This window comes from Allochromatium humboldtianum (assembly GCF_013385175.1).
GTDB classification, from domain to species: domain Bacteria; phylum Pseudomonadota; class Gammaproteobacteria; order Chromatiales; family Chromatiaceae; genus Thermochromatium; species Thermochromatium humboldtianum.
Genome location: NZ_JABZEO010000012.1, coordinates 38,463 through 63,235, shown reverse-complemented (window position 1 = coordinate 63,235; position 24,773 = coordinate 38,463). Strand labels below are relative to the sequence as shown.

Annotated in this window: 27 protein-coding genes; 23 read left to right on the top strand and 4 right to left on the bottom strand. The window is 65.0% G+C overall.

From position 1 onward, the window contains the following. The first annotated feature begins 120 nt into the window (after nt 1-120). The 15 genes from HW932_RS16200 (at nt 121) to HW932_RS16130 (ending at nt 12,767) form a co-directional block, all read left to right on the top strand. Nucleotides 121-480 carry a ribulose bisphosphate carboxylase small subunit gene (locus tag HW932_RS16200; protein ID WP_176977535.1) on the top strand — a complete coding sequence of 120 codons (360 nt, stop codon included), beginning with the start codon at nt 121-123 and terminating at the stop codon, nt 478-480. A gap of 238 nt (nt 481-718) precedes the next feature. Continuing rightward, nucleotides 719-2,134, top strand: a complete 1,416-nt coding sequence (locus tag HW932_RS16195; protein WP_176977534.1) for a form I ribulose bisphosphate carboxylase large subunit — start codon at nt 719-721, stop codon at nt 2,132-2,134. Nucleotides 2,135-2,181: 47 nt separating this feature from the next. Beyond that, nucleotides 2,182-2,523, top strand: coding sequence for a ribulose bisphosphate carboxylase small subunit (locus HW932_RS16190; protein WP_012971926.1), 342 nt, complete (start codon nt 2,182-2,184; stop codon nt 2,521-2,523). A gap of 187 nt (nt 2,524-2,710) precedes the next feature. Continuing rightward, entirely contained in the window at nt 2,711-5,038 is a 2,328-nt protein-coding gene (locus tag HW932_RS16185) for an alpha-carboxysome scaffolding protein CsoS2 (RefSeq protein WP_176977533.1), read from the top strand. Nucleotides 5,039-5,068: 30 nt separating this feature from the next. Beyond that, nucleotides 5,069-6,601: a carboxysome shell carbonic anhydrase gene (locus tag HW932_RS16180; RefSeq protein WP_176977532.1), complete on the top strand. Its 1,533-nt coding sequence runs from the start codon at nt 5,069-5,071 to the stop codon at nt 6,599-6,601. Then, nucleotides 6,598-6,843, top strand: a complete 246-nt coding sequence (gene csoS4, locus HW932_RS16175; protein WP_176977531.1) for an alpha-carboxysome shell vertex protein CsoS4 — start codon at nt 6,598-6,600, stop codon at nt 6,841-6,843. Before HW932_RS16180 ends, csoS4 begins: the two co-directional genes overlap by 4 nt. Nucleotides 6,844-6,845: 2 nt before the next feature. After that, entirely contained in the window at nt 6,846-7,109 is a 264-nt protein-coding gene (locus HW932_RS16170; protein ID WP_176977530.1) for a carboxysome peptide B, read from the top strand. 75 nt (nt 7,110-7,184) lie between these two features. After that, complete coding sequence (csoS1, locus tag HW932_RS16165; RefSeq protein WP_176977529.1) at nt 7,185-7,502, top strand: alpha-carboxysome major shell protein CsoS1; 318 nt, start codon at nt 7,185-7,187, stop codon at nt 7,500-7,502. 82 nt (nt 7,503-7,584) lie between these two features. Continuing rightward, nucleotides 7,585-7,908, top strand: coding sequence for an alpha-carboxysome major shell protein CsoS1 (csoS1, locus tag HW932_RS16160; protein WP_012971920.1), 324 nt, complete (start codon nt 7,585-7,587; stop codon nt 7,906-7,908). Between the two features lie 6 nt (nt 7,909-7,914). Then, nucleotides 7,915-8,373, top strand: a complete 459-nt coding sequence (locus HW932_RS16155) for a ferritin-like domain-containing protein (RefSeq protein ID WP_176977528.1) — start codon at nt 7,915-7,917, stop codon at nt 8,371-8,373. Between the two features lie 2 nt (nt 8,374-8,375). Further along, nucleotides 8,376-8,699 carry a 4a-hydroxytetrahydrobiopterin dehydratase gene (locus HW932_RS16150; protein WP_222932411.1) on the top strand — a complete coding sequence of 108 codons (324 nt, stop codon included), beginning with the start codon at nt 8,376-8,378 and terminating at the stop codon, nt 8,697-8,699. Next, nucleotides 8,683-8,895 carry a hypothetical protein gene (locus tag HW932_RS16145; protein ID WP_176977527.1) on the top strand — a complete coding sequence of 71 codons (213 nt, stop codon included), beginning with the start codon at nt 8,683-8,685 and terminating at the stop codon, nt 8,893-8,895. Before HW932_RS16150 ends, HW932_RS16145 begins: the two co-directional genes overlap by 17 nt. A gap of 76 nt (nt 8,896-8,971) precedes the next feature. Continuing rightward, on the top strand, nt 8,972-9,949 hold the full coding sequence (locus tag HW932_RS16140; RefSeq protein ID WP_176977526.1) for a LysR family transcriptional regulator: 978 nt from the start codon (nt 8,972-8,974) through the stop codon (nt 9,947-9,949). A 146-nt stretch (nt 9,950-10,095) separates the two neighbouring features. After that, entirely contained in the window at nt 10,096-11,748 is a 1,653-nt protein-coding gene (gene pgi, locus HW932_RS16135; protein WP_176977525.1) for a glucose-6-phosphate isomerase, read from the top strand. A 59-nt stretch (nt 11,749-11,807) separates the two neighbouring features. Beyond that, complete coding sequence (locus HW932_RS16130) at nt 11,808-12,767, top strand: protochlorophyllide oxidoreductase (protein WP_176977524.1); 960 nt, start codon at nt 11,808-11,810, stop codon at nt 12,765-12,767. Here HW932_RS16130 and rfbD read toward each other — a convergent pair. From rfbD to rfbB, 4 genes are read right to left on the bottom strand one after another with little or no spacing between them, the layout of a single operon-like run. Beyond that, nucleotides 12,764-13,672, bottom strand: a complete 909-nt coding sequence (gene rfbD / locus HW932_RS16125; RefSeq protein ID WP_176977523.1) for a dTDP-4-dehydrorhamnose reductase — start codon at nt 13,670-13,672, stop codon at nt 12,764-12,766. The two genes, HW932_RS16130 and rfbD, sit on opposite strands and share 4 nt — an antisense overlap. After that, complete coding sequence (gene rfbC / locus HW932_RS16120) at nt 13,669-14,238, bottom strand: dTDP-4-dehydrorhamnose 3,5-epimerase (protein WP_176977522.1); 570 nt, start codon at nt 14,236-14,238, stop codon at nt 13,669-13,671. Before rfbC ends, rfbD begins: the two co-directional genes overlap by 4 nt. Continuing rightward, the gene (gene rfbA / locus HW932_RS16115; protein ID WP_176977521.1) at nt 14,238-15,119 is read right to left on the bottom strand and encodes a glucose-1-phosphate thymidylyltransferase RfbA; all 882 of its coding nucleotides are present in this window, start codon (nt 15,117-15,119) and stop codon (nt 14,238-14,240) included. The genes rfbC and rfbA overlap by 1 nt, the downstream gene beginning before the upstream one ends. A gap of 1 nt (nt 15,120) precedes the next feature. Then, the gene (gene rfbB / locus HW932_RS16110; RefSeq protein ID WP_176977520.1) at nt 15,121-16,188 is read right to left on the bottom strand and encodes a dTDP-glucose 4,6-dehydratase; all 1,068 of its coding nucleotides are present in this window, start codon (nt 16,186-16,188) and stop codon (nt 15,121-15,123) included. A gap of 192 nt (nt 16,189-16,380) precedes the next feature. Between rfbB and HW932_RS22040 the strand changes: the two genes are divergently transcribed. From HW932_RS22040 to HW932_RS16075, 8 genes are all read left to right on the top strand, one after another. Continuing rightward, nucleotides 16,381-16,509 carry a hypothetical protein gene (locus HW932_RS22040; protein ID WP_281358222.1) on the top strand — a complete coding sequence of 43 codons (129 nt, stop codon included), beginning with the start codon at nt 16,381-16,383 and terminating at the stop codon, nt 16,507-16,509. Nucleotides 16,510-16,618: 109 nt separating this feature from the next. Further along, nucleotides 16,619-17,611 carry a GDP-mannose 4,6-dehydratase gene (locus tag HW932_RS16105; RefSeq protein WP_246296872.1) on the top strand — a complete coding sequence of 331 codons (993 nt, stop codon included), beginning with the start codon at nt 16,619-16,621 and terminating at the stop codon, nt 17,609-17,611. A gap of 15 nt (nt 17,612-17,626) precedes the next feature. Further along, entirely contained in the window at nt 17,627-18,718 is a 1,092-nt protein-coding gene (gmd, locus tag HW932_RS16100; RefSeq protein WP_176977518.1) for a GDP-mannose 4,6-dehydratase, read from the top strand. Between the two features lie 62 nt (nt 18,719-18,780). Continuing rightward, nucleotides 18,781-19,938 (top strand): glycosyltransferase, encoded by a 1,158-nt coding sequence (locus HW932_RS16095; RefSeq protein WP_176977517.1) that lies wholly within the window; start codon nt 18,781-18,783, stop codon nt 19,936-19,938. Between the two features lie 39 nt (nt 19,939-19,977). After that, nucleotides 19,978-20,760: a SapC family protein gene (locus HW932_RS16090; RefSeq protein ID WP_176977516.1), complete on the top strand. Its 783-nt coding sequence runs from the start codon at nt 19,978-19,980 to the stop codon at nt 20,758-20,760. Between the two features lie 206 nt (nt 20,761-20,966). Next, nucleotides 20,967-22,703 (top strand): type I secretion system permease/ATPase, encoded by a 1,737-nt coding sequence (locus tag HW932_RS16085; RefSeq protein ID WP_176977515.1) that lies wholly within the window; start codon nt 20,967-20,969, stop codon nt 22,701-22,703. 6 nt (nt 22,704-22,709) lie between these two features. Then, a complete protein-coding gene (locus HW932_RS16080) occupies nt 22,710-24,050 on the top strand; it encodes an HlyD family type I secretion periplasmic adaptor subunit (protein ID WP_176977514.1) in 1,341 nt (446 codons plus the stop codon). A gap of 230 nt (nt 24,051-24,280) precedes the next feature. After that, nucleotides 24,281-24,763, top strand: coding sequence for a hypothetical protein (locus HW932_RS16075; RefSeq protein ID WP_176977513.1), 483 nt, complete (start codon nt 24,281-24,283; stop codon nt 24,761-24,763). Nucleotides 24,764-24,773: the final 10 nt, after the last annotated feature.

The following is a 24,773-nucleotide window of genomic DNA, read 5'->3' as shown; positions in this document are numbered from 1 at the left end:
GATGTCGCTTGCGGACAATCTCAATTTCCGAGTTTTTCGCTCAGGTACTATCCTGAACTCGACGACGGAAGCCGTCCGGCTTCCCTACCGATTTCAAACTCGATCGAGTGAGGTGTTCCGATGCCGACCGCCGCCTTCGCCCAGACGACATCGCCTGCGACCTTTCATGCCGCTCCGTTCCAGGCAGCCCAGTTCCATGACGCCCACCTCCAGCCGGCCGAGTCAAGGATGCTCAGCCAGTTGGAACACTGTCTGCATCGCGGCTGCATCATCGCCATCGAACATGCCGAGCAGATCCGGTCCAGATACACTGCTTGGCAGTCCTGGGAGCCGCCGAGTTGCTACGACGGCGACATGGCCGCCGTGCATGGCGCGATCGCGCGCTGTCGTCAGGCCCATTGCGACCATCACATCCGCTTGAGCGTGGAGGATCTGAGCTATCGCAGTCGGCTCGCGCTCATGGTTCATCGACCGCACTGAGTGGGTTGCTGTCGACGATCAGCCTCCAGTCCCCGACGATTTTCCTTCCTTCCGAATCAGCGTCGCGCATCTGCGGGACGCTGATTTTCGTTTGTGTCGACACGTCTTCGCCCCCGAACCTCGCCAAACCCATCGATTTTCATCGATGGATTCCATTCTTTTAATTGATTGGTATTAGAGATTCGACACATTTATCGTCTTCGCAACCTCAGGCCGCACCCATCGAACGGAGTAAATCATGAGCACGAAGACGTATGACGCCGGCGTCAAAGATTACGCCCTGACCTACTGGACCCCGGATTATGTGCCCTTGGATTCCGACTTGCTGGCCTGCTTCAAGGTCACGCCGCAAGCCAAGGTGTCACGCGAGGAGGCCGCCGCCGCCGTGGCCGCCGAGTCCTCCACCGGCACCTGGACCACGGTCTGGTCGGATCTGCTGACCGATCTCGATTACTACAAGGGCCGTGCCTATCGCATCGAGGACGTGCCGGGCGACAAGGAGAGCTTCTATGCCTTCATCGCCTATCCGCTCGATCTGTTCGAGGAAGGCTCGATCGTCAATGTGCTCACCTCGCTGGTCGGCAACGTGTTCGGCTTCAAGGCGGTGCGCGCCCTGCGCCTGGAAGACATCCGCTTCCCGCTGCACTATGTGAAGACCTGCGGCGGCCCGCCCAACGGCATCCAGGTCGAGCGCGACCGCATGGACAAGTATGGTCGTCCCTTCCTCGGCGCCACCGTCAAGCCCAAGCTGGGTCTGTCGGCCAAGAACTATGGCCGCGCCGTCTACGAGATGCTGCGCGGCGGTCTGGACTTCACCAAGGATGACGAGAACGTCAACTCCCAGCCCTTCATGCGCTGGCAGAACCGCTTCGAGTTCGTCTCCGAGGCCGTGCGCAAGGCGCAGGAAGAGACCGGCGAGCGCAAGGGTCACTATCTGAACGTGACCGCCCCGACCTGCGAGGAGATGTTCAAGCGGGCCGAGTTCGCCAAGGAATGCGGCGCGCCCATCATCATGCACGACTTCCTCACCGGCGGTTTCACGGCCAACACCAGTCTGGCCAACTGGTGCCGCGACAACGGCATGCTGCTGCATATCCACCGCGCCATGCACGCGGTCATCGACCGCAATCCCAAGCACGGCATCCATTTCCGCGTGCTGGCCAAGTGTCTGCGCCTGTCGGGCGGCGACCATCTGCACACAGGCACCGTGGTCGGCAAGCTGGAAGGCGATCGGCAGTCGACGCTCGGTTTCGTCGATCAACTGCGTGAATCCTTCATCCCCGAAGATCGCTCGCGCGGGCTGTTCTTCGATCAGGACTGGGGCGGGATGCCGGGCGTGATGGCGGTGGCCTCGGGCGGTATCCATGTCTGGCACATCCCGGCGCTGGTGACGATCTTCGGCGACGACTCGGTGCTCCAGTTCGGCGGCGGCACTCAGGGTCATCCCTGGGGCAACGCGGCCGGCGCCGCGGCCAACCGCGTGGCGACCGAGGCCTGCGTCAAGGCGCGCAACGAAGGGGTCGAGGTCGAGAAGCACGCCCGCGAGATCCTCTCCGATGCCGCGCGTCACAGCCCCGAGCTGGCCATCGCCATGGAGACCTGGAAGGAGATCAAGTTCGAGTTCGACGTCGTCGACAAGCTCGACGCGGCCTGAGCCCGGAACCCCTGTCCCCAGTCCATCTTTGAGAGGAACCCGACATCATGAACACCGCGAGCAGCATGGGCGATCACGCCACCATCGGCCGCTACGAGACCTTTTCCTATCTGCCGCCGCTCAACCGCGAGGAGATCCTGGAGCAGATCCTCTACATCCTCGACAACGGCTGGAACGCCTCGCTGGAGCACGAGCATCCGGATCGCGCCTTCGAGTACTACTGGCCGATGTGGAAGATGCCCTTCTTCGGCGAACAGGATCCGAACGTGATCCTGACCGAGATCGAGTCCTGCCGGCGCAGCTATCCGGACCATCACGTCCGGCTGGTCGGCTACGACACCTACGCCCAGAGCAAGGGACATTCCTTCCTGGTGCACCGCGCCCGCTGAGGGCGGACGCGAGGGCGAGGGGCGCGCTCCGGGCCGGCCGATGACATCGAGGATCGTGCTTGATTCGTAGGATGGGCAGAGCACAGCGATGCCCATCATGAAGCCGATCAGAAGACGACAGACATCGGCCCCAGGCCCGGAGCCTGGACAGCAGTCAGCAGCGATCCACGAAGAGGCAGGCACGGACATGGCTGATCAAGAACGACAGTTGACGGGGCGCGCGGCCTCCATCGCCAAACGCCGCGCCATCGCCAACGGTGGTAAAACGGGTCGACCGAACCCCGAATCGGTCACGAACACAGCATCGAACACGCGGCGCACCAAGCGTGCTCCGGCCAGCGAGCCGGCACCCATGACGCTCCGCGAGCGTCTGAGCGCCTCGGAAGCCGCACCGGCACCGCGTGTCAGTCAACCGAAGCTCGAACGCAACCGGCGTTCCGTCACCATGGCGGAAGGACGCAAGCGCTCGATGGCACGGCGCGATCAACTCACCCGTGGACGTCCGGGCTATGCGCGTCCGGCGCCGGCGGATCAGGCCGATCTGAGCGGGCTCGTGGGCCGCGAGGCGTCGATCGCCCGGCGTCGTGCCATCGCCGGTCTGGAGCCGAAGGCGCCGCGTTCGGAACGCCGGCGCGACGACCAGGCCGCCGTGACCACGGACAGCGCTCAAGCGACCGGCGCCCCCAAGCCGGCGACCGAACGGCGTGCAACCGCCAATCCAGTCAACGACAAGCGCCAGCGCAATGGCCGTCCGCGTGGCGGCGCGACCCTGGCCAAGGCTCCTTCGCGCGGTCGGATGCTGTCGATGGCGCGCCGTGCCGCCCTGGCCGGACGCGGCAAGACCGGCGTCGACTCGGTGAGCGGACGCTCCAGTCAGGCGGCGGCGACCAATCTGCTACGCAAGGCCGGGGTCAGTTCGCGAGAGATCGCCAAGCGCGTCCGCGAGGAACGTTGCGAGCACGGCAAGTGCAGCGAATCCGGTCCGCGACCCACGGGACGCGCCCGTCGTTCCAACGGCGCACGGCCCAATGACGCACCGTCCAAGGTCGGCGTCAGCACCACGGCCTCCGGCCAGACCCTGACCGGCACCCAGGTCGGGCGCAGTCAGCGCACCACGGGTGACGAGGCCGGCGCCTGCCGTCAGGTCACGGGCACCGAATACATGGGCGCCGAGGTGTTCCAGGAATTCTGCGGCATCGGGCCGACGCCTGCGCCCAATCGTGAGAGCGCCAGTGTCGTCACCACCGGCGGTCAGACCGTCACCGGCGATCAGGTCGGACGCAGCACCAAGGTCACGGGCGACGAGACCGGCGCCGGACGTCAGCTCACCGGCACGCCCTACACCGCGCCCGGTCCCGAGGGCGCGCCGCCCAAGGTCGGCCAGACCCAGACCCTCAGCGGGCGCACCGTGACCGGATCGCTGATCGGACGCAACAACACCCTGACCGGCGTCGAATCGGGCGCCTGCCAGCGGGTGACGGGCAACGAATATCTCGGCTTCGAGCACTTCGACAGCGTCTGCAAGACTCGTCCCGAGCCGGTCGGCACGCTCAAGGTCGGACTCGACACCACCTGGCGTGGCCAGACGGTCACAGGCAGTCTGGTTGCAGGAACGGCGCGCGTCACCGGCAACGAGACCGGACGCTGCGAGATCGTCACCGGCACCACCTATCTCGGTGCCGAGCAGATCGCCGCCGACTGCGGCCCGGAGACGGCACGCCGGACCGCCGAGCGGATGCCGCTGGGTCGTTCCACACCCGGCTTCGGTCTCACCGGCATCCAGCCGGGGATCGGCGGCGCCATGACCGGCGATGTCAAGGGTGCCTGCCAGCCCGTGACCGGCACGCCCTATCTGGGCGAGGACGACCTCCTGGCCACCTGCGGCAGCGAAGAGTTCGCGGCCCTGCCGGGCAGTGACGACTTCCCGCAGCCGCTCGGCGGCGGTCAATGGGGCCAGTTCAGCATCGACACCCCGGCGCGTGCCGCCCAGTCGCAGCAGGCACGCCGCTCGGTGACCGGCACCCACTACGATGAAGAGCACAGTCGCATCACAGGCCCCTTCAACATGGGCGGCAACCGGGTCACGGGCACCGAGGGCTTCCGCGCCCGCCGTGCCGAGGAACGTCGCGAGACCGGCCCGGCCCGTCCCGGCAGCGTGATGCCGCCCCGACCGGCCACCGCGATGCCTGTTGCGGCCGCGATCGAGGACACCACGGCTGAGTCCGAACCGTCACGTCCCCGTATCACGGGTGAAGGTCTGGACGGCGGACTGCGCATCACGGGTGACGACTGGGGCCGCAACGAGCGTGTCACCGGCACCGAGGGCAAGTCGGCGCACAGCCGCAACCCGACCCGACGCGGCCCGCCCGTGGGAGCCTTCGCCGGCGCCCGCGCCTTCCGCGACGCCCAGGCTCAGGATCGCGACCGGCCACAGTCCGAATCGCGCGTGACGGGCAGCAGCGGCAACACCGAGCGCGGCGCCCTGGTCACACTCTCGGGCGGGGCTCGGGGTTGAGGAACGGTAGCGGGATCAGGAGTCATCGCCATGCGCATCAAGCCCAAGCCACAGCCACGCCGGCGCGTCCGTCCAGCCTCCTGGCCGAGCACGCCCGCCGCTCCGGTCAGCACGACTCAGGTTGCGCCTGAGTTCGCCGGATCGCTGGACGGAATCGGTCGGACGGGGACGCATCCGCTCACCCGTCTGGACGAGAACCAGCGGCTGTGGGCCTACGAGCAGCGGATCAAGGACGCCTTCGCGCGCATCGTGCCGACGCTCAAGTCCATCGCCGCCCGCGTCCCGGACGCCGGTTTCGAGGACTGGGCACAGGCCGAGGCCCGTCGGACGCTCGGCTTCGAGCTGCCCGAATCGCTGCTGGCCGACGCCTGGGTCGCCGGACTCGACCGGCGCGCGCTCTTCGCGCACGCCACCTTCGAGACCGTGCGGGCCATGAGCGATGACTACTTCACGACCGACCCGCTCGACGATCGCGGTCAGTCCGATGAATTCCGCCGCTTCCTGCTCGACTGCGGCTTCCACGCCATGAACGTCACGCCCTGCTCGGACGGACGTCTGGCCCATGCCATCCGCTATGTGTTGCGGTTGCCGATGGGCGCCGTCCAGCGGCGCGCCAACGCCGGTGCACTCTTCGACGTCGAGGAGGCGCTCGGGCGCTGGTCGGCGGTGGAACTCGGACGCTTCCGCGAGGGCGTGCCCAACACCGCCGACGCCCCGACCCGCTATCTGAAGGTCGTCGTCTATCACTACAGCAGCCGCGACCCCGAGCACCACGGCTGCGCGGCCCACGGCAGCGACACCCGCCAGGCCGCCGCCGCCGGACGCGAGCGTCTGCGCGCCTTCCGCGAGGCCGTCGAGAACAGCTACTGCTGCGGCGCCTCGATCGAGGGCCTGCTCATCGGCATCGACACCGACACCGACCGCTTGCGTCTGCACCTGCCCGACGCCCGCGGCGATGCCGATCTGGACCGTTTTGTCGATGCCGGCGCGCTCCATCGCGAGACCGCGCGGCTCGACCCCGAGGCGGCGCGCGCCCTGATCCGCGAGCGCGTGGCCAACCCGAGCGGCGGCGGTCTGGCGCCCGCGCCTGGGATGCAGCGCCTGATCGCGCGTCTGATCGAGCACAACATCTCGCAGCTCGACTATGTGCGTGACTATCACAACGGCCACTACACCGACATCGGACACGAAGAGCGTTTCATCGGGGTCGGGATGGATTTCGCCGAGATCCATCTGCGCAACCTGACCTATTTCAGCTTTCTGCGCACCCTGGAAGAGGGCGCCTGCAACCTGGACGTCGGCATCAAGATCTTCAAGCAGCTCAACGTCGAGCACGGACTGCCGGTGCCGATCGTCCTGCGCTTCGAGTATTCGGGACAGGTGCCGGGGGCGCGCGAGCGGGCGATCGAGCGTTGCGAACGCCTCGCCGAGGCCATCGCCCAGCGCTATCCGGATCTGGCCGAACACGGTCTGCTCCATACCTATTGGACGGTGCGCGACAGCCAGGGCAACGGACGACTGGAGCCGGTCGGCGGCTCACTGCTCGGCGGGAGGACGGCATGAAGATCTGCCGCGTCGAAAAGCCGCTGGTCGCGACCAACCGCATCCCCGGACTGGAGCACCGTCATCTCCAGGTGGTGCTCGACGGCAAGAGCCGGCTGGTCGCGGTCGATGCCGTGGGTTGCACCCCCGGCGACTGGGTGCTCTGCGTCGGCAGCTCGGCGGCACGCGAGGCCGCCGGCCACAAGGATTACCCGAGTGATCTGACCATCGTCGGCATCATCGACCACTGGCCGGAGGACTGAGCATGGACATCATGCAGGTGGAACGCTCGCTGGTCTGCACGCGCCGCGTCCCCGGACTCCAGTCCGTATCGCTGCGGGTGTTGCGCGACGCCAAGGGCGCACGGGCGGTGGCGGTCGACACGGTCGGCGCTCATCCGGGCAACTGGGTCTTCACCATCAGCGGCTCGGCGGCCCGGGTCGCGGTCGGCACTCAGATACTCACCGACCTGAGCATCGGCGGCATCATCGACCGCTGGGACGAGCCCGAACCGACCGATAGCGTCTGACAGGATCGACTCCACGAACACAGCTTACGACACCGAAACACAGACCCACACTTGTCAACAGAGGAGTAACACGAGATGGCTGACGAATACTACGGGATCGCCCTGGGCATGATCGAAACGCGCGGCCTGGTGCCCGCCATCGAGGCGGCCGATGCCATGACCAAGGCCGCCGAGGTGCGTCTGATTGGACGCGAGTTCGTCGGCGGCGGCTATGTGACCGTGCTGGTGCGCGGCGAGACCGGCGCGGTGAACGCGGCGGTGCGCGCCGGAGCCGATGCCTGCGAGCGCGTCGGTGACGGTCTGGTCGCCGCCCACATCATCGCCCGCCCGCATCGCGAGGTCGAACCGATCCTGCCGACCGGCGGCCAACTGCCCGGAAAGGCGGCGGCCTGAGGCCGGTACTGACATAAGACCCGACCCGACCCGACATCGAAATCGCTCAATCCTCTACTTTAAGACCCAGGAGTCAGCCACCATGCCTTCCGAAAACTATGGCATCGCGCTTGGAATGATCGAGACCCGTGGACTGGTGCCCGCCATCGAGGCGGCCGACGCCATGACCAAGGCCGCCGAGGTGCGTCTGATCGGACGCGAGTTCGTCGGCGGCGGCTATGTGACCGTACTGGTGCGCGGCGAGACCGGCGCGGTGAACGCGGCGGTGCGCGCCGGGGCCGATGCCTGCGAGCGCGTCGGTGACGGTCTGGTCGCCGCGCACATCATCGCCCGCCCGCATCGCGAGGTCGAGCCGATCCTGCCGGTCAAGCCGGGTGACACCGACGGCGGGCATGGTCGCTCCTGATAGCCCATGGCAGCCAATCCGAGAGTCCTGGGTTATCTGGGTCGCGCGCTCAGCCATGAGCTGAGCGCCGTCCAGCAATACCTGACCCATGCCGGACTGGCGGATCTGTGGGGACTGGCCGAGGTGGGCGCGCACTTCCGGCGCGAGGCCGCCGAGGAGCAGGAGCACGCCGAACGCCTGACCGCGCGGATGCTGCGGCTGGGCGCCATGCCCAACGGCTCGCGGCTCAGGCCGGTCCAGGCCGGATTCTCGCTGATCGAACTGCTGGAGGCCGACCGTCGGCTGGAATGGTACGCGGTCGCCCTCTATCGCGACGCTGCCAACTATTGCGCCCTGATCGGCGATGTCGCCGGACGCGACTTCTTCGCCGCCCTGCATGACGAGGAACTGACCCACGCCCGTGAACTGGAGGACTGGATCGGGCGTTTGGATCAGACCAGACGAAGCAACAGCACCTGGAGATAGCCATGAACGCGACCTCGACCACCTGGCAACACCGCGACCGTCCGCCGCGTCTCGAACGTCGGCTCGATTTCGCCGACTACGCGCACACCCGCGACTTTCTGGAGGCCGTGGCCAAGGCGAGCGAGGCCACCGGCGTCTATCCCGACATCAGCTTCGGTCGCACCTATGTCAACATCACCATCCACACCGAGCCGCCGGCCACGGACATCGATCCGGAGCGCGCCGCCTTCGCCCAGCAGGTCGATGCGTTCTTCGGGTCCGTGAATTCGGCATCCGTGGACGAGGCCGCGAGCTGTGAGGATCATGGACATGAGTCAAGACACTGATCCGCAGGTCGATGTCGGCCCGGAGGCGACGACCGCCGAGACGCCGGCCGCCAAGCCCAGGACAAGCACCAAGCCGACGGCAACCCGAACCGCCATCCGGCACACCGCCAAGCGTCCGGTTTCCCCAGCCAGAACCGAGTTGAACCGACCCTATGATGCCGACTACCGTTCCGGCCGGCGGGTCTGGCCCGATTGAGCCAGATCCATCGGTCCGGGACCGTGCACCACGGGACAGATTCCAAGCGTTATGATCGCAGACCCAGTGAGCCGCCATGTTCGATCCCATGCTGAATCTTGCCCGTCACGTCAGTCTGCGCCAGCTCCAGGTGTTCGAGGCCATCGCGCGCCTGAAGAGTTTCACCAAGGCCGCCGACGAACTCTATCTGACCCAGCCGACGGTCTCGACCCAGATCAAGCGCCTGACCGACGTGATCGGGTTGCCGCTGTTCGAGCAGATCGGGCGTCAGGTCTATCTGACCGAGACCGGACGCGAGCTGGAGACGGCGGTCAAGGACATCTTCGGCGTGCTCGACCGCTTCGAGATGAAGGTCGCCGATCTCAAGGGGCTGAAGCGCGGCTATCTCAAGCTCTGCGTCATCACGACCGCCAAGTATTTTGCCCCGGAGGTGCTCGGGCGCTTCTGTCAGCGCCATCAGGGGGTCGACGTGGCGCTCAAGGTCACGAACCGCGACAGCGTCCTGGAACGCCTGATCGCCAACAAGGACGATCTCTACATCCTGGGTCAGAATCCCGAGCGTGACCTGGAGATGATCGCCACGCCCTTCGCGCCCAATCCGCTCCATGTCATCGCCCACCGCGAGCATCCGCTGGCGCTGGAGCGCAACATCCCGGTCGAGCGTCTGGCCGAGGAATATTTCATCATGCGCGAGCCGGGCTCGGGCATCCGCGACTATGTGCTCAAGACCTTCGGCGAGGCCGGACTCAAGCCGCGTGTGCGCATGGAACTCGGCAGCAACGAGGCGATCAAGCACGCCATCTACGGTAAGTTGGGCCTGTCGGTGCTCTCGCTCCATACCCTGGCCCAGGAGGCCGAGTCCTCGGAGCTGGCCATTCTCGACGTCCAGGGCTTCCCGCTGGAACGTCAGTGGTATGTCGCCCATGCCAAGGGCAAGGAATTGTCTGTGGTGGCCGACGCTTTCATCGACTTTCTCGGCGAGGAGAGCGGACGGCTGTGCCGCCAGCTCGACGAGACCCGTGCCCGTTTGACGCGCTTCCAGCCGCCGGCCTAGCGGCCGTTCCGGCCTGGAGCCGGGCGTGTCGAGGCCGCCGACTCAGACCCCGACCGTCCGATCGCGCGATAGCTGAGAATTACGCGCGAATGTGATCAAATGCGCCTCCATCCTGTGATCCCGGATTTGAGGAGGCTCGAACCGTCATGTCGCCCGTGCTCGTGAACCAGACACCCCAGTGGCAGGCACTCCAACAGCATTGGGAGGCGATGCGCCTGCAGCGGATGCGCGATCTGTTCGATGCCGACCCCAAGCGCGCGGCGGCCATGAGTCTGACCGTCGCCGGACTGCATCTCGATTATTCCAAGAATCTCATCACCCGCGAGACGCTGGACCGGCTGATCGAGCTGGCCGAGGCGGTCGATCTCAAGGGCTGGATTCGCCGTATGTTCGAGGGCGAGCCGATCAACAACACCGAGGACCGCGCCGTGCTGCACATCGCACTGCGCAACCGCTCCAAGCGTCCGATCCAGGTCGAGGGTGAGGACGTGATGCCGCTGGTCAACGGCGTGCTGGCGCGGATGGAGACCTTCGTCGGGCGCGTGCGTTCGGGCGACTGGCGCGGTTACACCGGCGAGCGCATCACGGATGTGGTCAACATCGGCATCGGCGGCTCCAATCTCGGTCCGAAGATGGTGTGTGCGGCACTCGCGCCCTATCAGAGCGAAAGCCTGCGCGTGCACTTCGTCTCCAACGTCGACGGCACCCATCTGGTCGAGACCCTGCGCGGACTGAATCCGGCGACCACGCTCTTCATCGTCGCGTCCAAGACCTTCACCACCCAGGAGACCATGACCAACGCCGCCAGCGCCCGCGCCTGGCTGCTCACCGCGCTCGGCGACTCTTCCGCCGTGGCGCGGCATTTCGTCGCCGTCTCGACCAATGCCGAAAAGGTCGCGGCCTTCGGTATCGACACGGCCAATATGTTCGGCTTCTGGGACTGGGTCGGCGGACGCTATTCGCTCTGGTCGGCGATCGGGCTGCCGATCGCGCTCGCCGTCGGCTTCGACCGTTTCGCCGAGCTTCTGGAAGGCGCGCACGCCATGGACGAGCATTTCCGCACCGCCGAGCTTAGGGAGAACATGCCGGCGCTGCTGGGCCTGATCGGCGTCTGGTATGCCAACTTTGCCGGGGCGCGCACCCATGCCGTCCTGCCCTATGATCAGTCATTGCGCTATCTGCCGGCCTATCTGCAACAGGGCGACATGGAGAGCAACGGCAAGGGCGTGACGCGCGAGGGCACGGCGGTCGAGTACACCACAGGTCCTGTGGTCTGGGGCGAGCCGGGCACCGATGGCCAGCACGCCTTCTATCAGCTCATCCATCAGGGCACGCAGCTCATCCCGGCCGACTTCATCGGCGCCGTGCACAGTCACAACGAGCTGGGCGACCATCATCCCAAGTTCATGGCCAACTTCTTCGCCCAGACCGAGGCGCTGATGCGCGGTCGGACCTATGACGAGGCACTGAGCGAACTGCTCGCGTCCGGCCTGGACGAGGAGCGGGCGCAAATGCTCGCGCATCATCGCACCTTCCCCGGCAACCGCCCGACCAACAGTCTGCTGATGGAGCGTCTCACGCCGCATACGCTCGGCGCCCTGATCGCGCTCTACGAGCATCGCATCTTCACCCAAGGCGTGATCTGGGGCGTCAATTCCTTCGATCAGTGGGGCGTGGAACTCGGCAAGCAACTGGCCAACGTCATCCTCGCCGAGATTCAGGCCGGTAAGGTCACAGCCGATCACGACCCCTCCACGCGCGCGCTCCTGGAGCGTTTCATCCGTCAGCGCAGGGCTTGAGGGGGCGTGGTGCCGGCACACATGTCGATCTGTTCCAAACAATTTGGAGACGCGGCCCTATGGAACAGATGAACGAGGCGGGAGATGTCCTGGAACCAACCCCCTGGGAGCGGCATGAGCGACTCTTCTTCGACCGGCTCGGGGAGCGTCTGGATCTCACCGATGTCACCGAGTACAGCGCCCGGCGCTGCACCCACGGCAAACAGGTCTTCAGCCATACACGCGTCTATCAGGGCGAAAAGCTCGATCGGGTGATGGTCAGCCGCTACTCGCTGCGCTTGGGGCGCTGGGGTCTGGTGATCTTCGCCTATCCGCGCGTCGACTACGATCTCCCAGCCTTTCTGTTGCACGTCGGCGGCCAGCCGCCCGAGCGCACGCTGCTGACGCTGGATCTGGCCCCCTGTTCGTCGACCCTGGATCTGGAGCCGTTCGCCCGCGTTGCGCACGCGCACCGCGCGGCCTTGGAACTGCCGGACGAGCGGCTGCCCTTGTTGGAGTCCGTGACCTCGCCCCATCTGCTGCACTGCACCTTCAAGCCGCTGGAGCCGGAGCGCTTTTTCACCGCGTTCGATGCCGTCGTCGAAACCTGGTGCCGTTACATCGACCAAGCCGCGCCCGATATGGACGCCAAGTCCAGACAGGCGCGCGGCGAACGGGTACTGGAACTGAAACGGGTGATCTTCGAGAACGATCCGGCCTTTCCGGTCTTCACCCAGTCGTTCGGCCAGTCGATGTCCGACACCCTGGCCGAAGCCGCCTTCGGCGGCACGCCCGGACTGACGATCCGTGATTTCCAGGATGTGCCGCCGCCGGCCGTGGGGAGCTGGGCCAACAAGAAGCTTGGCCTCATCTGGAGTGCCGACGCCCAGAAACGCGTCGGCGAGGCGCCGGCCATCATCCGGCCGATGATCCGGCGCATCATCGAGAAGGACGCCGCGAAGGAAGGACGCGACCGCATCACGGTCGAGTTCGTCACGCGCTGTGAGAAGAAGTACTGGACCGGAGGTGGCGGCGTCTAGAGTTCTTCGAGACACTGCGCCAGCGACAGACGCCAGTCCGGCATCGCCAGTCCGAAGGTCTCCTGGAAGCGCCCGTTGTCGAGCACCGAGAAGGTCGGACGCCTAGCCGGGGCCTGATATTCGGATGACGGGATGGGGATGAGGTTGGTCCGGGCGCCACTGGCCTCCAGGATAGCGCTGGCGAAGCCGTACCAACTGACCTGACCGCTGCCGGTCAGGTGGTAGAGTCCGCCGACCTTGTCCAGATCCAGGTCGCCGCGCAGCACGCGATGGAGCACCTGGGCCGTGATCTCCGCGAGCATCCGGCTCCAGGTCGGCGAGCCGATCTGGTCGTCGACCACCCGCAGTTCCTCGCGCTCGCGGAAGAGTTTGCGCATGGTCAGCAGGAAATTCGCCCCGCGCGCGCCATAGACCCAACTGGTGCGGAAGATCAGGGCACGCGCACCCGAGTCGAGCAGGGCGCGTTCGCCGCCGAGCTTGGTCTCGCCATAGACGTTGAGCGGGTCGGGGCTGTCGTCCTCGGTATAGGTGCGGCCCAGACCGCCGGAGAAGACGAAGTCGGTTGAGTAATGGATGATCGGCGTGCCGCGCTCGGCCAGCAGAGCGCCCATCTCGCCGACCGCGTCGGCATTGAGACGCTGGGCGGTCGCGCGATCGCTCTCGGCCTTGTCGACGGCGGTGTAAGCCGCCGCGTTGATCAGGGCATCCGGCCGGCTGTCCTCGATCAGACGGGCCAGCGCTTTGGCGTCCATCAGATCGATGGTCGGGCCATATTCACCCTCCAGCGAGGCGGCGATCACCTCACCGACGCTGGCGAGCGTGCGGCGCAGTTCCCAGCCGACCTGGCCGTTGGCGCCGATCAGGAGCAGTTTGGGCCGGTGGCCGGCCGGGGTCTTGGTGGTCATGGGTAATCCTCCAGGCCGGGGAGACGATCGAGCGGGATGTCACGCAAGCAGGCCGCGTCGCGATCCTTGGCCGACAACTCGGGCGTCATCCCGGCCAGCGGCCAGTCGATGCCGAGGTCGGGATCGTCCCAGCGCACGCTGAACTCGGTCTCCGGGCTGTAATAGTCGGTGTTCTTATAGACGAATAGTGCATTCTCGCCCGTGACGAGAAAGCCGTGGGCGAAACCGGGCGGAACCCAGAACTGGCGCTTGTTCTCGCCTGAGAGCGTCACGCCCACCCAATGTCCGAAGTGGGGCGAGCCGCGCCGGATATCCACGGCCACGTCGAATACCTCGCCGGCCAGCACCTGCACCAGCTTGCCCTGAGCGCGCGGATGCTGGACGTGCAGCCCGCGCAGCACGCCCCGGCGCGAGAAGGACTGGTTGTCCTGGACCAGCGACGCCGGGATGCCGAGTTCGGCGTACTGGTTGGCGCGATAGGTCTCCAGGAAATAGCCGCGCTCGTCGCCCCAGACTTTCGGCTCCAGGATGAGTACGCCGGGGATGGCCGTTTCGATCACCTTCATCAGACGCGCCCCCGCTGCAACAGACTCAGCAGATACTGGCCATAGCCGTTCTTGCTCAGCTCCTCGCCCATGGCGCGCAGTCGCTCGGCATCGATCCAGCCGTTGAAATAAGCGATCTCCTCGGGACAGCAGATCTTGAGACCCTGGCGCTTCTCGATGGTCTCGATGAACTGGCCGGCCTCCATCAGCGAGGCGTGGGTGCCGGTGTCGAGCCAGGCGGTGCCGCGCCCGATGCGGGTCAGTGACAGTGCGCCCTCACTGAGATAACGGTTGTTGAGATCGGTGATCTCCAATTCTCCGCGCGGCGAGGGCTTGAGTTCGGCCGCCAGATCCGGGGCGCGTCCATCGTAGAAATAGATTCCGGTCACGGCCCAGTTCGACTTGGGCGTCCTGGGCTTTTCTTCGATGCCGAGCACCCGGCCCGAGTCGTCGAACTCGGCCACGCCATAGCGCTCGGGATCGGAGACGTAATAGCCGAATACGGTGGCGCCGGTCTGACGCGCATTGGCCTCCTTGAGCTGATCGACCAGTCCGTGACCATAGAAGATGTTGTCGCCCAGAACCAGACAGGAGGGCGCACCGGCCAGGAACGCGCGACCGATCAGGAACGCCTGCGCCAGTCCATTCGGTTCGGGCTGGACGGCATAGCTGAGGGACAGGCCCCACTGCGACCCGTCGCCGAGCAGCGCCTGGAACAACGGCGCGTCATGCGGCGTGGTGATGATCAGGATCTCGCGCATCCCCGCCAGCATCAGCGTGGAGAGCGGATAGTAGATCATCGGCTTGTCGTAGATCGGCAGCAGTTGCTTGCTGATCGAGCGGGTCAGCGGATAGAGCCGGGTGCCGGAACCACCGGCCAGAATGATGCCCTTGCGTGTCATCTCAAACGCCTCCCATGCCCGAACCCAGGCGCTCGCCGCGATAACTGCCGTCCATCACGCGCCGACACCACTCGGGGTTGTCCAGATACCAGTCGACCGTGCGCCGCATCCCGGACTCGAAGGTCTCGGTCGGCTCCCAGCCCAGCTCGCGCTTGAGCTTGCTGGCGTCGATGGCATAGCGGCGGTCGTGTCCGGGGCGGTCGGCGACGAAGGTCTTGAGCCTGCTGTGCGGACGATGCGGCGAATCGGGCAGGCGTTCGTCGAGCAGGGCGCAGAGCGTATCGACGACCTGGAGATTGGTCCGCTCGCTGTTGCCGCCGACGTTGTAGACCTCGCCCGGCGTGCCGGCGTCCAGCACGCGCGCGATGGCGCGGCAGTGGTCGAGCACGAACAGCCAGTCGCGCACGTTGCCGCCATCGCCGTAGATCGGCAGCGGCTCGCCGGCCTGGGCCTTGAGGATCATCAGCGGGATCAGCTTCTCGGGGAACTGATAGGGGCCGTAGTTGTTGGAGCAGTTGGTGGTGAGCACCGGCAGCCCGTAGGTGTGGAACCAGGCGCGCACCAGATGATCCGAAGCGGCTTTGGAGGCCGAATAGGGCGAGTTGGGTGCGTAGGGCGTGGTCTCGGTGAAGAGTCCGCTCGGCCCGAGCGAGCCATAGACCTCGTCGGTCGAGACGTGCAGGAAGCGGAAGGCCGCGCGCGCCGCCGGACCGAGTCCGGACCAGTAATCGCGCGCACGGTCGAGCAGGTTGAAGGTGCCGACGACGTTGGTCTGGATGAACTCAGCCGGCCCGTCGATCGAGCGGTCGACATGACTCTCGGCGGCGAAGTTGACCACCGCGTCGACTTCATACTCACGCAGCAGACGCCCGACTAGTTCGGCGTCGGCGATGTCGCCCTGGACGAAGACGTGGCGCGGATCGCTGGCCAGACTGGCGAGTGTGTCGAGGTTGCCGGCATAGGTCAGCCGGTCTAGATTGACCACCCGGACATCGGCCCGTTCAAGGATATGATGGACGAAGTTGCCGCCGATGAAGCCGGCACCGCCCGTGACTAAAAGGGTTTGCATGTAGAGTCCTGTCCTTATAATCGTCGAGGCTGGATCGATCGGAGGCGCGCCGAAACCACAGTATCGGAGCGGCCGTCTCGGCTCGAACCTCCAGGGTGTCGCTATCATCGGCCCCACACCTTCCGATGCGCAATCGGTTATAGCCATCTGATGTGAAATCATCGCCGGCCCTTTGATCACGCGGGTAAACCGATGGAGCTGTCCGGATATCAGAGCGAATGGCTATATATACTCGGGCTGCTCGGTGCCGCGCACTTCGCCGACAGCCGGGCCATCGCCCTGGAATACTGGGATGCCTTTTGCGAGGCGACGTCGCTCTGAGAGGCGCGCCGTTCGGGCGCGAGCATCAAACTTTGCCCAAAGGGGCCGAATCGCGCGACAATCCCCGCCTGATATCCTCTACCCAAGGGCGCCCATTCGCGAGGTCGACTTGAACAACAAGGCTTTCATCACCGGCATCACGGGGCAGGACGGTTCCTATCTGGCCGAACTGCTGCTCGAACAGGGTTACGAGGTCCATGGCTCCGTGCGGCGAACCAGTACGCTGGAGCGCAGTCGGCTCGCGCATCTCTATGCCGACCCGGAGGTCTACAACAAGAGCCTTTTTCTGCACTATGCCGATCTCGACGATCCGACCACGCTGCGCCGTGTGCTCAATCGCGTCCAGCCGGCCGAACTCTATCATCTGGCAGGTCAGAGCCATGTGGGTCTGAGCTTCGAGATCCCGGAGACTACCTGCGAGTTCACCGCCATGGGCACGTTGCGTCTGCTGGAGATCCTGCGCGACCTGCCCGAGCCGCCGCGCTTTTTCCACGCCACCTCCAGCGAGATCTTCGGCCGCCCGGTCGCCAGCCCGCAGAACGAGGACACGCCGCTCGCGCCCATCAACCCCTATGGTTGCGCCAAGGCGTTCGCGACCCAGATGGTCCGGGTCTATCGCGAGAGTCATGGGTTGTTCGCGGTCAACGGCATCCTCTACAACCACGAATCCAGCCGGCGCGGCGAGAACTTCGTTACCCGCAAGATCTGTCATGCCGCCGCCGCCATCAAGCTCGGGCGTCAGCGTGAACTGGTACTCGGCGACACCAGCGCCCAGCGTGACTGGGGCCATGCGCGCGACTATGTGCGTGGCATGTGGATGGCACTGAATCACGATACGCCCGACGATTATGTCTTCGCGACCGGCATTCTGCATCGGGTGCAGGACGTCATCGAGACCGCCTTTGCTGCCGTCGAACTCGGCTGGACCGACTATGTTCGTTTCGACCGCCACTTCCTGCGTCCGGCCGAGCCGCTGCATCTGGTCGGCGACGCGAGCAAGGCCCAGCGCGTGCTCGGCTGGTCGCCCCGGACCTCATTCACCGAACTCATCCAGGAAATGACTCAGTCCGAACTGGAACATCTTTCGCGTACCGATTCTTGAGGACTCGCTTCGATCATGTCTCAACGCAAAGTCGCACTCATCACAGGCGTCACCGGTCAGGACGGAGCCTATCTGGCTGAGTTCCTGCTGAACAAGGGCTACATGGTGCACGGCCTCAAGCGCCGGACCTCGCTGTTCAACACCGATCGTATCGATCATCTCTATCAGGATCCGCACGAGCCCGACCAGCGCTTCGTGCTGCATCACGGCGATCTGACCGACTCCAGCAGCCTGATCCGCATCATCCAGCAGACCCAGCCCGACGAGATCTACAACCTCGCCGCCCAGAGCCATGTCGCCGTCTCCTTCGAGGAGCCGGAATATACGGCCAATTCAGATGCGCTCGGTGCATTGCGCATCCTGGAGGCGATCCGCATCCTGGGGCTGGAGAAGAAGACCCGCTTCTATCAGGCCTCGACCTCGGAGCTGTATGGTCTGGTCCAGGAAGTCCCCCAGAGTGAGACCACGCCCTTCTATCCGCGCTCGCCCTATGCCGTGGCCAAGCTCTATGCCTACTGGATCACGGTCAACTACCGCGAAGCCTATGGGATCTATGCCTGCAACGGCATCCTGTTCAATCACGAGAGTCCCGTTCGTGGCGAGACCTTCGTCACGCGCAAGATCACCCGTGCGCTCGCGCGCATCAAGCTGGGCTTGCAGGACTGTCTCTATCTGGGCAACCTGGATGCCAAGCGCGACTGGGGACATGCGCGCGACTATGTCGAGATGCAATGGCTGATGCTCCAGCAGGAGCAGCCCGAAGACTTCGTCATCGCCACCGGTGTCCAGTACAGCGTGCGTGACTTCGTCGAGGCCGCCGCGCGCGAACTCGGGATGAGCATCAGCTGGGCGGGGCAGGGCGTCGACGAGACCGGCACCGACGATCAGGGTCGCGTCATCGTCCGCGTCGATCCGCGCTACTTCCGCCCGACCGAGGTCGAGACTCTGCTCGGCGACCCGCGCAAGGCGAAGGAGAAACTCGGCTGGGTGCCCCGGACCAGTTTCGAGGAACTGGTGCGCGAGATGGTGCGCGAGGATCTCAAGGCCACCGAGCGCGACGAGCTGGTCGAGCGTCATGGCTTCAAGGCGTTCGACCACCACGAGTAGCTTGCTCGTCAAGCCTACCGACTGTTACATGACATTTCATGTCATAGGGTGAGAAGCTTCAGGTGAAGATCATTCTTGCGGCAGACGCTCTTCGTCCGCCTTTGACCGGGATCGGTCGTTACACGCTGGAGCTGGCTAGACGACTTCCAGCTCAGTCGCCAGATATCTCGATACGTTACTTCTGCTTGGGGCGTTGGATATCGTTGCCGAGTGCCGTAGATCTCGATGGGTTGGAGGATAGCAGGTCTCCCCTTTCCTTTGTCCTCCGATCTCGTTCATTTCTGGCCCAGCGTCGTTGGGCCGTGCATCTATATCGCCGCTTGAGTCCGGTATTATATTGGTGGAAACTTCGGAAGTTTCAGGATCACCTCTATCATTCGCCAAACTATTTCTTGCCTCCTTTTGGAGGTAAGTCCATTGCCACAATCCATGATATATCGACTTTTCGTGATCCTGGCTGGCATCCGCCGGCGCGTGTAGCCCTGATGGAAGCCGAGCTGCCTCGAACGCTTGCACGAGCTACACATCTGATCACGGACTCCAATGCAGTCCGCCAAGAGATCATCGATTATTTCGGGTGGCCTGCCGAACGTATCGCAGCGATTCCGTTAGGCGTCGATGGTATTTTTCACCCCCGTAAATCTACCGAGTTGTCATCTCGTTTGCGTCATTATGGTTTGACCCCCGGTTCTTATTGTCTATGCGTGGCAACCATCGAGCCGCGTAAGAATATTGGGCGCTTGATCAATGCTTACGTCGCACTTTTGCCGCCCCTGCGTCAGCGCTACCCCTTGGTGTTGGTGGGGGAGCGTGGTTGGAATAGCGATGATGTCCATGCGCGCATTGCCGATGAGCAGCGGCATGGTAATCTGCTTTATCTCGACTATGTGCCTCAGTCGGATCTTCCATTGATTTTTGCTGGGGCTCGTCTTTTCGTATTTCCATCGCTTTATGAGGGATTCGGCTTGCCATTGATGGAGGCAATGGCGAGCGGAATACCCGTGGTGACATCAAAGATTCCGACTTCGAGTGAATTGACTTCGGGGGTCGCCTTGCAAATCGATCCGTACGATACCAATGCCCTGACCATGGCTTTGCAGCGTGGTCTCGAGGATGAAACCTGGCGTCTGCAAGCGGCTGAGCTTGGTCTTCAGCGCGCACGCGGCTACACATGGGATCTCTGTGTCAAGCGTACATTGCGGCTGTATCAGAATTTATAATACGAATTCGCGAAACAAACCCTATCACCGATCGACATCATGCCAAACATCGTCCCCATCTCCCGCGAACGTCATGCCGACAAGGGCTGGAAACGCTTCGACTCCTACGCCTTCGCCGCGCGCACGGCGCTGGCGCCGCTCGTCGCGGCCGAACTGCCCAAGGCGGCCATGTCGCTGCCGATCGCCTTCGTCCGGCAGAACGAGCGCTACGTCCCGGTGGCCGTGCTCGGTCTCGAACCAACCACCAACCTTTTCGTCGCCCCCGATGGCCGCTGGATCGGCGCCTATATCCCATCGGCCCTGCGCGGCCATCCCTTCGCGCTGGCGCGTACCGAGAACGGCGACCGGGTACTCTGTCTGGACGAGGACAGCGGTCTGTTGACGGAAGCGGGGCAGGGCGAACCCTTCTTCGATGCCGCCGGAGAGCCGGCCGAGAGCCTGAAGCAGGTGCTGGATTTTCTACAGCAGGTCGAGCGTAACCGTGAACAGACCACCCTGGTCTGCGACACGCTGGCACGATTGGAACTGATCCGCCCCTGGCCGATCCAGCTCAAGGCCGGTGAGAACGAGCGCCGGATCCAGGGTCTGTTCCAGATCGACGAGTCTGCGCTCAACCACGCGTCCGACGAGCACTTCCTCGAACTGCGCCGCGTTGGGGGCCTGCCCCTGGCCTACTGCCAGTTGCTCGCGATGCAACATATCGGTCTGCTCGGACGGTTGGCCGACCTCCGGGCGAACGCCGCTCAGACCACCGCCAGGACGCCGGCCTCCTTCTCGCTGGAGGATCAGGACGTCCTGAAATTCGACTGGGGCAGTCCTTGAGCGGCGACGGAGCGCCATCCAACCCATTGGCGCATCGGTCTTGGGCTGAGCTATAATCGGGCATCTTTCCAGGTACCAAAGACGCACGTTTCGCGTGATCGCGACGAGGGTCGGTTCCGGCCGTCCAGGTTCCAAGACCGGACGCGCCGGACCCTTCGGGTCACATCCCTGGTACCGACCACCGAATCTCATCTGCAGGCCCATCCGTGAAACCCAACCATCGTCCAGACGACGAATTGCGTGCGGCCCTCAAGGCCAGTCGCAATTCCTTCCTCTTCGCCGGCTTCTTCAGTCTCTTCATCAACCTGCTGATGCTGACCCCGGCGATCTACATGCTCCAGGTCTACGACCGCGTCCTGGCCAGCAGCAGCGAGTCGACCCTCATCATGCTGACCATCCTGGTGGTCGGGCTGTTCGCCGTCATGGGCCTGCTGGAACTGCTGCGCTCGCGCATCCTGGTGCGTGTCAGCGCCCGGCTCGATATGCAGCTCAATCCGCGTCTGTTCGGCGCCATGTTCGACGCCAAGCTGCGCGACGGTCGCGGCGCCGGCGCCCAGCCGATCGAGGATCTCACAAACCTGCGCCAGTTCCTGACCGGAAACGGGCTCTTCGCCTTCTTCGACGTGCCCTGGATGCCGGTCTACATCGCCGTGCTCTTCCTCATGCATCCCTGGCTCGGCTGGTTCGCCATCGTCGGCTCAGTCATCCTGTTCGCGCTCGCGCTCGCCAACGAGATCGTCACCCGCCAGCCGCTCGGCAAGGCCAATGGTCTGGCCATCGGCGCGCGCAGTTATCTCGGCGGCAACCTGCGCAATGCCGAGGCCCTGGAAGCCATGGGCATGCTGCCGCGCGTGCACCAGCGCTGGTTCGAGCGCCATCGCGAGGTGCTCAGGCTCCAGGCCCTGGCCAGCGACCGCGCCGCCATGCTCTCCAATGCCAGTAAGGTGCTGCGCATCACGCTCCAGTCGCTGATCCTGGGTCTGGGCGCCTATCTGGTCATCCAGCAGCAGTTCACCGCGGGCGTCATGATCGCCGGTTCCATCATCATGGGCCGCGCCCTGGCGCCGATCGATCAGCTCATCGGCGGCTGGAAGGGCTTCCTCGCCTCGCGCTCGGCCTACAAGCGTCTGCACGATCTGTTGCACGCCATCCCGGAGCGTCCGCGCTACATGAGCCTGCCAGCGCCCGACGGCCGGGTCACGCTCGAGGGCGTACTGGCCGCCCCGCCCGGATCGAACCTGCCGGTGCTGCGCGGCGTGCAGTTCGAGATCGCCCCCGGCGAGGTCATCGGCGTCATCGGCCCGAGCGCCGCCGGCAAGTCGAGTCTGGCGCGCGTGCTGCTCGGCGTCTGGCCGGTGGCCGCCGGCAAGGTGCGTCTGAGCGGGGCCGACATCGGCCACTGGAACCGCGACGAACTCGGTCCCTACATCGGCTATCTGCCGCAGGACATCGAGCTCTTCGACGGCACCGTGAGCGAGAACATCGCCCGCTTCGGCGAGATCGATCCTGAAAAGGTGGTCGCCGCCGCCCAGCGTGCGCAGGTCCACGAGATGATCCTGCGTCTGCCCAAGGGCTACGACACCCCGATCGGCGATGCCGGCGCCGTGCTCTCGGGCGGCCAGCGCCAGCGTATCGGTCTGGCGCGCGCCATGTACGGCAATCCGGTCCTGGTCGTGCTCGACGAACCCAACTCCAACCTCGACGAGCAGGGCGAATCGGCGCTGGTCAAGGCCATCGCCCAACTCAAGGCGGAAGGCACGACCGTCGTCATCATCACCCACAGACCCAGCATCCTCGGCTCGGTCGACAAGATCCTGGTGATGCGCGAGGGACAGACCGAGATGTTCGGTCCGCGTGATCAGGTGCTGGCCCAGTTCGCCCGCCCGACCGCCGTTCCGCGCCCCGCCGCCACGGGTACGCTCCCCGCTCAAGCCGCCGGTTGAACCATCATGGACATCACAGTCACTCCCCGTCATCTCGGCGCGACCGAGGACTCCTCCCCCATCCCTATCAGCGACAAGCCCGAGCGCCTCATTGGCCTGCTCGTCCTGCTGATCGCGCTCGGCGGCTTCACCACCTGGGCGCTGCTCGCCCCCCTCGACGGCGCCGCCGTGGCTCCAGGCGTGGTCGCGGTCGAGTCGGCGCGCAAGACCGTGCGTCATCTCGATGGCGGTATCGTCAGCGAGATCCTGGTGCGCGAGGGCGACCGCGTGGCCGAGGGCGACGTGCTGGTCCGGCTCGACGACACCGAGGCCGGCGCCCAGCTCGAGATCGCCCGCGGCCAGTTCCTGTCTCTGCGCGCCCAGGAGGCGCGTCTGATCGCCGAGCGCGACGATCTCACCGAGATATCCTTCGCTGAGGAACTCCTTGCCGCCCAGGACGACCCGCGCATCGCCGAGGCCATCACCGGCGAGCAGCGGGTCTTCCAGGCCCGCCGCAAGTCGCTCAACGGCGAGCGCCAGGTGCTCGAACAGCGTCGCGACCAGCTCCAGGAGCAGATCCGTGGTCTCGAAGCCCTGATCCTGACCAAGACCAAGCGTATCGATCTCTATCAGGAAGAGATCGACGGCATGGTCAAGCTCTTCGACAAGGGACTTGGCGACAAACGCACCCTGCGCGAATACGAACGTCTGTCAGCGGAACTCGAAGGTGAGCGCGCCCAGCACCAATCCGACATCGCCGCCGCGCGCATCCAGATCGGCGAGACCGAGATCCAGATCGCCCAGCTCAAGCGCAAGTTCACCAGCGAGGTCGTCACCGAACTGCGCGACGTCGAGACCAAGCTCGCCGACCTGCGCGAACGCATGCGCGCACTCGGCAAGACCGTCGAGCGTACCGTCGTCAGATCACCGGCCGCCGGCGCCGTGGTCGGCACCAGCGTGCACACCGTCGGCGGCGTCATCCGTCCCGGTGATCACATCCTCGACGTCGTTCCCGAGGGCGAGTCGCTCATCATCGAGGCCCGCGTCCAGCCCATCGACATCGACCGCATCGCGCCCGGACTGGAAGCCGATCTGCACATGAGCGCTTTCAATGCCCGCACCACACCTGTCATTCCAGGGCGCGTTCTGACCGTCTCGGCCGACCGGCTCGTCGATCAGGCCACCAACCAGCCTTATTACCTCGCCCGCATCGAGGTCACACCCGAGGGCGTAGCCAAGCTCGAGGGGCGCGTGCTCCAGGCCGGGATGCCGGTCGATGCCATGATCAAGACCGGCGAGCGCACCTTCTTCGACTATCTCATCCGTCCGCTCACCGATCGCGTGGCGCAGGCCTTCCGGGAGGAGTGAGGTTCCTCTCCGACGTGACCTGCGTCAACATTTGCGTCGAAAGCCAAGTCTATTTGCCGACTCGTGCTATAGACTGAGTCGAGTCCGCCGGGATTCGGCGGATGCGTACTCAGTTACAGGCGATGCGAAACGAAGAGGTGGATAGCATGTTCCGGAAAGTGTTGCTCAGCGGCCTGTTGTTTGCGCCATCCGCCCTTGTTGCGCTTGCGGCGAGCGGGGAGGGTGCTCCCGTGTCACAGATCCTGCGCGCGAGCACCGAGCAGGTTGCCGCGGCTCGTGAGGCCCAGTCGGCGGTCAAGGCCGATTCCTCCGGCTTCATGGTCCGCGCCGGCGCTGTGATCCTCCAAACCGATCTGCTCGATCCGGCCACCGGTGCTTCCAGTCGGCAGCGCGCGTCCGAGGCGCCGACGCCCAAGACCCTGGCGCTCGAATTCTTCCCCGACGCCTATGTCGAGATCCTTGTCACGTCCGAGTCGCGCCCGACACCGGACACGCTCTCCATCAATGGGCGCGTCTCGGACAGCGATCTGTCGACCTTCTCCATGACGCTCACTCCCGAGAGTTATCTGATGACCTTCAGCGACCCCCATTCGCCCTATCTATATCGGGTCGTGGGCGATACCGAGACCGGTGTCGGACGGGTCACTGAATATGATCCGCGCAACCGCCCTCCCGTCATCCATTCGTCTCCGATCATCCCACCGCCGGATTGATCGCCGGTCA

Excerpts from the sequence above, each read along its gene's own strand:
- HW932_RS16200 (WP_176977535.1), top strand. The coding sequence starts at position 121 with ATGCCGACCGCCGCCTTCGCCCAGACGACATCGCCTGCGACCTTTCAT.
- HW932_RS16195 (WP_176977534.1), top strand. The coding sequence starts at position 719 with ATGAGCACGAAGACGTATGACGCCGGCGTCAAAGATTACGCCCTGACC.
- HW932_RS16190 (WP_012971926.1), top strand. The coding sequence starts at position 2,182 with ATGAACACCGCGAGCAGCATGGGCGATCACGCCACCATCGGCCGCTAC.
- HW932_RS16185 (WP_176977533.1), top strand. The coding sequence starts at position 2,711 with ATGGCTGATCAAGAACGACAGTTGACGGGGCGCGCGGCCTCCATCGCC.
- HW932_RS16180 (WP_176977532.1), top strand. The coding sequence starts at position 5,069 with ATGCGCATCAAGCCCAAGCCACAGCCACGCCGGCGCGTCCGTCCAGCC.
- csoS4 (WP_176977531.1), top strand. The coding sequence starts at position 6,598 with ATGAAGATCTGCCGCGTCGAAAAGCCGCTGGTCGCGACCAACCGCATC.
- HW932_RS16170 (WP_176977530.1), top strand. The coding sequence starts at position 6,846 with ATGGACATCATGCAGGTGGAACGCTCGCTGGTCTGCACGCGCCGCGTC.
- csoS1 (WP_176977529.1), top strand. The coding sequence starts at position 7,185 with ATGGCTGACGAATACTACGGGATCGCCCTGGGCATGATCGAAACGCGC.
- csoS1 (WP_012971920.1), top strand. The coding sequence starts at position 7,585 with ATGCCTTCCGAAAACTATGGCATCGCGCTTGGAATGATCGAGACCCGT.
- HW932_RS16155 (WP_176977528.1), top strand. The coding sequence starts at position 7,915 with ATGGCAGCCAATCCGAGAGTCCTGGGTTATCTGGGTCGCGCGCTCAGC.
- HW932_RS16150 (WP_222932411.1), top strand. The coding sequence starts at position 8,376 with ATGAACGCGACCTCGACCACCTGGCAACACCGCGACCGTCCGCCGCGT.
- HW932_RS16145 (WP_176977527.1), top strand. The coding sequence starts at position 8,683 with ATGAGTCAAGACACTGATCCGCAGGTCGATGTCGGCCCGGAGGCGACG.
- HW932_RS16140 (WP_176977526.1), top strand. The coding sequence starts at position 8,972 with ATGTTCGATCCCATGCTGAATCTTGCCCGTCACGTCAGTCTGCGCCAG.
- pgi (WP_176977525.1), top strand. The coding sequence starts at position 10,096 with ATGTCGCCCGTGCTCGTGAACCAGACACCCCAGTGGCAGGCACTCCAA.
- HW932_RS16130 (WP_176977524.1), top strand. The coding sequence starts at position 11,808 with ATGGAACAGATGAACGAGGCGGGAGATGTCCTGGAACCAACCCCCTGG.
- rfbD (WP_176977523.1), bottom strand. The coding sequence starts at position 13,672 with ATGACCACCAAGACCCCGGCCGGCCACCGGCCCAAACTGCTCCTGATC.
- rfbC (WP_176977522.1), bottom strand. The coding sequence starts at position 14,238 with ATGAAGGTGATCGAAACGGCCATCCCCGGCGTACTCATCCTGGAGCCG.
- rfbA (WP_176977521.1), bottom strand. The coding sequence starts at position 15,119 with ATGACACGCAAGGGCATCATTCTGGCCGGTGGTTCCGGCACCCGGCTC.
- rfbB (WP_176977520.1), bottom strand. The coding sequence starts at position 16,188 with ATGCAAACCCTTTTAGTCACGGGCGGTGCCGGCTTCATCGGCGGCAAC.
- HW932_RS22040 (WP_281358222.1), top strand. The coding sequence starts at position 16,381 with ATGGAGCTGTCCGGATATCAGAGCGAATGGCTATATATACTCGGGCTG.
- gmd (WP_176977518.1), top strand. The coding sequence starts at position 17,627 with ATGTCTCAACGCAAAGTCGCACTCATCACAGGCGTCACCGGTCAGGAC.
- HW932_RS16090 (WP_176977516.1), top strand. The coding sequence starts at position 19,978 with ATGCCAAACATCGTCCCCATCTCCCGCGAACGTCATGCCGACAAGGGC.
- HW932_RS16080 (WP_176977514.1), top strand. The coding sequence starts at position 22,710 with ATGGACATCACAGTCACTCCCCGTCATCTCGGCGCGACCGAGGACTCC.